At 49.6% G+C, this 7714-nt stretch carries 6 protein-coding genes; 4 read left to right on the forward strand and 2 right to left on the reverse strand.

The features are described 5' to 3' along the window. Positions 1-283 precede the first annotated feature (283 nt). Both HMPREF2865_RS02415 and HMPREF2865_RS02420 read right to left on the reverse strand, forming a co-directional pair. Positions 284-556, reverse strand: a complete 273-nt coding sequence (locus tag HMPREF2865_RS02415; protein WP_070645384.1) for a GIY-YIG nuclease family protein — start codon at positions 554-556, stop codon at positions 284-286. After that, entirely contained in the window at positions 553-1443 is an 891-nt protein-coding gene (locus HMPREF2865_RS02420) for a LysR family transcriptional regulator (protein WP_070645386.1), read from the reverse strand. Before HMPREF2865_RS02420 ends, HMPREF2865_RS02415 begins: the two co-directional genes overlap by 4 nt. 458 nt (positions 1444-1901) lie before the next feature. Between HMPREF2865_RS02420 and HMPREF2865_RS02425 the strand changes: the two genes are divergently transcribed. The 4 genes from HMPREF2865_RS02425 to HMPREF2865_RS02440 all read left to right on the forward strand — a co-directional run bounded on the left by HMPREF2865_RS02425 (position 1902) and on the right by HMPREF2865_RS02440 (position 7565). After that, a complete protein-coding gene (locus HMPREF2865_RS02425) occupies positions 1902-2441 on the forward strand; it encodes a DUF924 family protein (RefSeq protein WP_070645388.1) in 540 nt (179 codons plus the stop codon). A gap of 112 nt (positions 2442-2553) precedes the next feature. After that, a complete protein-coding gene (gene mnmE / locus HMPREF2865_RS02430; RefSeq protein WP_070645390.1) occupies positions 2554-3918 on the forward strand; it encodes a tRNA uridine-5-carboxymethylaminomethyl(34) synthesis GTPase MnmE in 1365 nt (454 codons plus the stop codon). A 1027-nt stretch (positions 3919-4945) separates the two neighbouring features. Continuing rightward, positions 4946-6748, forward strand: a complete 1803-nt coding sequence (rmuC, locus tag HMPREF2865_RS02435) for a DNA recombination protein RmuC (RefSeq protein ID WP_070645392.1) — start codon at positions 4946-4948, stop codon at positions 6746-6748. Between the two features lie 22 nt (positions 6749-6770). Further along, positions 6771-7565, forward strand: a complete 795-nt coding sequence (locus HMPREF2865_RS02440; RefSeq protein WP_070645394.1) for a glycosyltransferase family 8 protein — start codon at positions 6771-6773, stop codon at positions 7563-7565. The last annotated feature ends 149 nt before the right edge of the window (positions 7566-7714 follow it).

Consider the following 7714-nt stretch of genomic DNA (forward strand, 5'->3'; position numbering starts at 1 on the left):
TGTCATGAATCGCGATAACTTTCATTTTATTGTTCAAACAGTTATCTACCAATTTTTAAAGTTTCTTTTTAAATTCAACTTTTTACAAACTTTCCAGATAATACAATAAGCATTAAAACACCTCTTATCCCAAAAAGGCCGTCTGAACCCCGATCAGGTTTCAGACGGCCTTTTTGAATCATGTTAATAAACATTTGCCGCTTGGCCATGCAAAAGACACCAGCAGGCTTACCTATTTATGTGGTTATTCATATCCCGACTACAATTTAATCTATTGCCGCCATTAACCTTTTGCCAATGTTTCAGCTTCCGCCCACAATCCCCGCTTCTGCTCTGCCGTCAATTTCTTAATGCCGAGTTCCCGTTTCAGCGCTTCACTTTTGTTCAGGCCGTCTGAAACAATGCGCATCTCGACAGGCTTGTTCAACCGCGTGTATTTCGCGCCGTTTCCTGACAAATGCGCCGCAAACCGCTCTTGCGGACGGTTGCTGATGCCGCAATAAAACGCGCCGTTTTCGCACAAAATCAGGTAAACGCTCCAATTTTCCGCGTTCATAAATTCCCTTCCTTGGCAAAACTCTCGGTAAAAATGCGCACGGCAGCCTCGGTTTTGGCAGACTGCACACGATAAGGCGTGACCAAATAAAGGCTGACCGGTGGTAATGTCCATTCGGGCAAAATCGCTTTCAGACGGCCTTGTGCAATTTTCTCCCTCACTTCGCCGCCCACTTGTAAAGACAAACCGAAACCGCTTTCGGTCAGATGGCACACGGCGGCAAGATGCGTACAGGCAATGCTGTCGGCGACGTCGAGGAAATAGCTTTCTTCACCGTTTTGCAAGGTAGTGCGGACAGGTAAAAAATGCAGCCAGCGGTGGGCGTGAAGCTGAGAGGGATGGGTAATGGGCGGATGCCGGTCGAGATAATCGGGTGCGGCGCAAATGATGTACGGCCAAGTCACGAGATGGCGCGCAACCAAGTTGGGATCATCCAAAGCCCGGTCGCCGCCGCGTATGGCGATGTCGGTCTGATTGTGTTGCAGGTCGTCCAAAGTATCGCTGAAATTAAGGACAGGACGAATTTTGGGAAACTCAGTTTGCAATCGCGAAAAGGCCGTCTGAAAAGCGCGGGAGCCGATGACGCAGGAAGTCAGGGAAATCCGCAATTCGCCGACGGGTTCGGTTTTCAGATTGTCGATAACGGTACGCGTATCGGCAAGGGTGGCAGCGAGACGGCGGCAGTATTCGCCCAAGGCGCGGCCGGCATCGGTCGGCGCAAGACTGCGCGTGCTGCGGTTTAACAGCTTAATGCCGTGCAGGGTTTCGAGGCGGTTGATGTGCTGACTGACAGCAGACGGGGTCATGCCCAGCGCGGCAGCGGCGGCGTTCATGCTGCCGTATTCGAGGACGGTAGCGAAAACAAGCAGGGGTTTAATGTCTTGCATTTAGAATAATTATGTAGTTCAACTTCACAATAATAACAGTAAATCAGGGATTATCAAGCGTTTCAGACGGCCTTTGCATGCGCTCATCTCATCAATCGAATCTCAACAAGAAGTCACACATGAAAATCGCAGTGATTGGTGCAACAGCTTATGTCGGCAACGCAAGCAAAGTTTTCCAAGTGCAAAATATTGTCGTCGTCTCCACATACGAATAAAATCTGTCGGCAATTTATATCAAAATTACAAAAATATTTTGAACAAAGTGAAGGAATTGTACCAGAGTAGTAAGGAGCCCATCCTGAAAAGATGTAGATCATAAATTGCATATTGTGAGCAACAATCCGCTCCGCTACCGATCTTTTCTCACGCAAGCGCTGATGGTTAAGATGATCTGAAAGCATCTCTCTAATTTTTCAGACGACCTCAATTTTCCCTGTACTCTATTTCAAGGAGTTTTCATGACACCTCAAACTGTCTTAGATTTCTGGTTTACCGAAGAAAACCACCCTTTCCAATTTGCCCGCAACAATGGATTCGATGCCAAAATTCGCGCTCAATTTTTCGATATCTGGCAGCAGGCAGCTCGCGGCGAACTTTCACACTGGCGCGATACCCTGCAAGGCAGGCTCGCCGAAATCATTATTCTTGACCAATTCTCGCGCAATCTGTTCCGCGACAGCCCTCAAGCGTTTGCCCAAGATACTGCTGCACTCATTCTTGCCCAAGAAGCCGTTCGCCGACCCGGCTTCGCCGATCTCCTCCCGCATGAACGCCATTTCATGCTGATGCCGTTGATGCACAGCGAAAGCCAAGTTATCCATGAACAAGCCGTACCGCTGTTTGAACGCTATACCAATGAAAACGCATTGGACTTTGAAATCAAACACAAAGTCATCATCGACCACTTCGGACGCTATCCGCACCGTAACGCCGTATTGGGGCGTAAAACCACGGAAGAAGAAGCAGAATTTCTGAAGCAGGAAGGTTCATCATTTTAATTCCATCAAAGTCAAAGGCCGTCTAAAACCGAAATCAAGGTTTTCAGACGGCCTGCATCATCGTGAAATCACTATATAATACCGTCTATTAAATTCCAGATACGAGCCAACCATGTCCGCAACCCAACCCACCATCGCCGCCATCGCCACCGCACCCGGACGCGGCGGCGTCGGTGTGATCCGTCTTTCCGGCAAAAACCTGCTGCCTTTGGCGCAAACCCTCAGCGGCGGCAAAACGCCCAAGCCGCGCACCGCGCTTTACACCGACTTTCTCGGCGGCGACGGACAGCCGATAGACAACGGCATCCTGCTCTACTTCGCCGCGCCAGCCAGCTTTACCGGTGAAGATGTGATTGAGTTGCAGGGACACGGTGGCCCCGTCGTGATGGACATGTTGCTCTCGCGCTGCCTCGAACTGGGTGCGCGCATGGCGGAGCCGGGCGAATTTACCAAACGCGCCTTCCTTAACAACAAACTCGACCTTGCCCAAGCCGAAAGCGTCGCCGACCTCATCGACGCCTCCAGCAAGTCCGCCGCCCGCATGGCGTTGCGTTCGCTCAAAGGCGCATTTTCCCAACACATACACGAGCTGGTGGACGACCTTATTACTTTGCGGATGCTGGTTGAAGCTACGCTGGACTTCCCCGAAGAAGACATTGATTTTCTCGAAGCCGCCGACGCACGCGGCAAGCTCCAAGCCCTGCAAGGCCGTCTGAAAACCGTGCTTGCCAGCGCGGAACAAGGCGCGATTTTGCGCGAAGGCATGAACGTCGTCCTCGTCGGCGCGCCCAACGTCGGCAAATCCAGCCTGCTCAATGCCTTGGCTGGCGACGACATCGCCATTGTAACCGACATCGCCGGCACCACCCGCGACACCGTGCGCGAACAAATCACCCTCGACGGCGTGCCCGTCCACATCATTGACACCGCCGGTCTGCGCGAAACCGACGACGTGGTCGAACAAATCGGCATCGAGCGCAGCCGCAAAGCCGTCTCCGAAGCCGATGTCGCCCTGATTCTGATTGACCCGCGCGAAGGCGTGAACGCGAAAACCCAAGCTATTTTGAACAGCCTGCCCGAAGGTTTGAAAAAAATCGAAATCCACAACAAAGCCGACCTGACCGGCGAACCTGTTGCCGTCCGTTCAGACGGCCTCGCGCAAACCGGCGCGGACACCGTCATCAGCCTGTCCGCTAAAACCGGCGCGGGTCTCGACTTACTCAAACACGCGCTGTTGCAGGAAGTCGGTTGGCAGGGCGAAAGCGAAAGCCTGTTCCTCGCCCGCAGCCGCCACCTCAACGCCTTGCACGAAGCCGAAGCCGAGCTGGAAAACGCCGCCCTCTGCGACAACAACCAAATCGAGCTTTTCGCCGAACACCTGCGCCTCGCCCAAAACGCGTGCAGCGAAATCACCGGCGAATTTACCGCCGACGATTTGCTGGGCGTGATTTTCTCGCGCTTCTGTATCGGCAAATAAAACGGTTTGCCATCAAATACAAAGGCCGTCTGAATGTTCAGACGGCCTTTTTTATCACCAAAACAAGCTTAATTTCACTTGCGTTTATTTATTGGCAGCTTCTGCCATATTTTTTGCGATTTTGGTCGCACCAACTGTCAAACCGGACATGCCGATCAAAGAAGCTGCGGCCAATTTGATTAATGTTTTCATTTTAACTCTTTTCTGTGTATTTAAGGGTGTGTTGTGTATTTTTTATTTATCGGCATCAGCCATATTGTGGGCGATATTGGTTGCACCGACGGTCAGGCCGGACATACCGATTAAAGAGGCTGCTGCCAGTTTGATTAAAGTTTTCATTGTTTATCTCACTTTCTTGTCTGTCGGCCGAGAAACGGCCTAAGTTGCGTTTTCTGAGGTATTGTAATTAATTCGTTTATGATTGAATTATTTGTGTACTACCGTTTCAATATTACGGGAGATGCCGATGGCAGAAGCCGATATTCCGGACATACCGATTAAAGAAGCGGCAGCAAGCGTTATTAAATATCCCATTTTAAGTAGTCCTTTTTCATAGATACAAAATGTTATTTAACAACATACACATTTTTTCGCCGGCATCCGCGCTGCCGACAGGACGAATCATACCGTGTTAATCGTTAATTAATACAACTTTTCCGTAAAGATAAAATACTAAAAATATACATAATGATGATTTTAGTTAATTTATATTTTGTTTTGAAAATGACACCGATGTCTTTCTCAATGACACCGATGTCTTAATTACATACGCACTACAAACGTATCTTTCTGCGCCCATAAAATCCCTCCTTTTTTGTTGCAAAATTGCACTCTAAATTAAATATGTTTTTAAATTCAAAATGTTACAAAATTATATTTTTTGCAAACCAAATATTCATTTAGTCAAAACCAATACCTTTGATAGCTTCTTTTAAAGAAAACACACGTTTCTAGCGCATATCCGACCATAAAATGCGCTGCAAATATATGATATAGTGAAACATTCTGCATATTGACTATTTCCAGCATGAACACCACCCTAATCCTGACCGGCGCGGCCGCATTTTTTATCGGCGCGCTGTTTGCTTGGCTGATAACACGCTACCAAGCCCAAAGCCGACACTTTATTGTTTTGCAAGAATTGGCCGAAAGTCGCCGCCTACATGAGTTTGCCGAACAGGTGCAGGCTCAAACTGCGGCGGACTTGGCGCAAAGCCGCCATACCGTGCAGGAATTGCAAGACGAATTGCAGGAGACGGGCAACCGCTTTGCCGCAGCCGAAAAACAGATTGCCTATCTGCAAGATTGCGAGGCCGAAGCCGAAGCTTTAAAACACGAATGTGCAAAATGGCAGCAAAGCGCGCAAAACCTGCAAATCAACAATGAGCGATTAAACACGCAACTGGTTCAAGAACAGGCATTGAGTGCGGATAAAAATACGCTTTTGCAACAACAAGAAACGGAAAAAGGCCGTCTGAAACAAGACTACGACACGCTTTTGGAGCAAAACCATGCGCTGCAAGTCCAAAACGAACGCCTCTCCACACAACTGACCCAAGAAAAAGCCAATATCGACGATAAAAACAGCCTTTTACAGCAACAGGAAGCCGAAAAAGGCCGTCTGAAACAAGAATACGCCGCCCTTTTGGAGCAAAACCACGCGCTTCAAGTCCAAAACGAGCGCCTCAACACCCAATCGGAAAAAGACCGTCAGGCTGCCGAAGAAAAATTAGCTCTATTGGCAGATGCGCGTAAAAACCTAAGCGACCAGTTCCAAAACCTCGCCAACACTATTTTAGAAGAGAAAAGCCGCCGCTTTACCGAGCAAAACCACGATCACCTCCAGCAACTGCTCAATCCGCTCAACGAACGCATACACGGCTTCAGCGAGCTGGTTCAGCAGACTTATGAAAAAGAAGCAAAAGAGCGCTTGACCATCGAAAACGAGCTCAAACGCCTGCAAACACTCAACACCCAGCTCCACCACGATGCCAAAGCGCTGACCACTGCGCTGACCGGCACGCAAAATAAAACCCAAGGCAACTGGGGCGAGATGATTTTGGAAAGCGTATTGGAAAATTCCGGCCTACAGAAAGGCCGCGAATACATCGTTCAAGCCTCCAGCGTCCGCCACGAAGCAGATGGCACCCAACGTCGCCTCCAGCCCGACGTCCTCATCAATCTGCCCGACAACAAACAAATCGTCATCGACTCCAAAGTATCGCTGACCGCCTACGTCCGCTATACGCAAAGCACCGGCGCAGAAGCAGAACGCGAGCTTGCCAACCACGTCGCCAGTATCCGCGCCCATATCAAAAGCTTGGCAGCAAAAGATTACACCGACCTTGAGGGCGTCAAAACGCTGGACTTCGTCTTTATGTTCGTCCCTGTCGAACCGGCCTACCTCCTCGCCCTGCAACACGATCCAAACCTCTTCCAAGAGTGTTTCGACAAACGCATCATGCTGACCGGCCCCAGCACCCTGCTCGCCACCCTGCGCACCGTTGCCAACATCTGGCGCAACGAGCAGCAAAACCAAAACGCACTGGCCATTGCCGAGGCAGGCAGCAAACTTTATGACAAATTTGTCGGCTTTGTCGAAAGCATGGACGGCATCAATAAAGCGCTCGGTCAGGCTCAATCCCAGTTTCAGACGGCCTATGGCCGCTTGGTTTCCGGCAGGGGCAACCTCATCAGCAGCACCGAAAAACTACGCAAATTGGGCATCAAAGCCGGTAAACAGCTACAACGCGATTTATTAGAAAAAGCCATGTCGGAAAACGAAGACCACGCCTCCTTACCGACCGCACAAGACCAAGAAAATGACTGATAAAATTTAGGGAATTTAACCAATGAGCAACATCACCATCGTTCTTGCCGCCGATACCGGCTATGCCGAGCAGGTTCATACCCTGATGAAATCCATCTGTACCCACAACACAAATGTCAATTTCTACCTCATGCACAATACCTTCAGACGGGAATGGATCGACTATACCAACCAAAAGCTCGCAGCCAGCGGCGGCCGTCTGAATGATGTCAAAATCGAGATGGACTTCAGCCAATATCACCGCCTACCCCATATTTCGGATGCCGCATTTTTCCGCCTGATGATGCAGCACCTGCCTGTCGACCGCGCCCTGTATCTCGACAGCGATATGGTGATTACCCAATCCCTACACGATTTGTTCAGCCTCGATATGCGCGGTTATCCCGTTGCGGCGGTACAAGACTCCTTTCTTGCCCGTACCGAATGGAATCACCCAACCGGCCTGCACACTACGCCCTATTTCAATTCCGGTATGTTGTTGGTCAACCTGGCGCAATGGCGGGAACACAATATCGCGGCGCAACTGCTGCAAACTGCTGCCACCATTGATAAATCCGTTCCCTACGGCGACCAATGCTTTCTAAACACCGTATTTCAAAAAAATTGGCTGCAATTGGAAGAATCTTGGAATTTTCAAACAGGCGCAGTCCAATATTTCCAAAAACGAAATCTCAGCGAAGTATTCCCCAAACCCGACACTGTTCCGCCCGTTATCCACTACACCACACGCGCCAAACCGTGGTTGTGCGATTACGGCGAGATTCCTTTTATCGAAGTCTATTGGCAATACTATTGTGCCGACTGGCCGGAAGCGTAGTCTCAGATAGGGAATACCCTTCCCTTGCCTCAATTGGCCTTAAAACAACCCATCATCAAAAACAAAAGGCCGTCTGAAATCGTTTCAGACGGCCTTTAAGCCATAAAAAACAGGCAGAGACCTTTGCAAAATTCCCCAAAATCCCCTAA

This window comes from Neisseria sp. HMSC073G10 (genome assembly GCF_001812605.1).
In the GTDB taxonomy this organism is placed as follows: Bacteria; Pseudomonadota; Gammaproteobacteria; order Burkholderiales; family Neisseriaceae; genus Neisseria; species Neisseria subflava_A.

What these genes read in the sequence shown, in the direction of transcription:
- HMPREF2865_RS02415 (WP_070645384.1), bottom strand. Translation starts at nt 556, where the DNA reads ATGAACGCGGAAAATTGGAGCGTTTACCTGATTTTGTGCGAAAACGGC.
- HMPREF2865_RS02420 (WP_070645386.1), bottom strand. Translation starts at nt 1,443, where the DNA reads ATGCAAGACATTAAACCCCTGCTTGTTTTCGCTACCGTCCTCGAATAC.
- HMPREF2865_RS02425 (WP_070645388.1), top strand. Translation starts at nt 1,902, where the DNA reads ATGACACCTCAAACTGTCTTAGATTTCTGGTTTACCGAAGAAAACCAC.
- mnmE (WP_070645390.1), top strand. Translation starts at nt 2,554, where the DNA reads ATGTCCGCAACCCAACCCACCATCGCCGCCATCGCCACCGCACCCGGA.
- rmuC (WP_070645392.1), top strand. Translation starts at nt 4,946, where the DNA reads ATGAACACCACCCTAATCCTGACCGGCGCGGCCGCATTTTTTATCGGC.
- HMPREF2865_RS02440 (WP_070645394.1), top strand. Translation starts at nt 6,771, where the DNA reads ATGAGCAACATCACCATCGTTCTTGCCGCCGATACCGGCTATGCCGAG.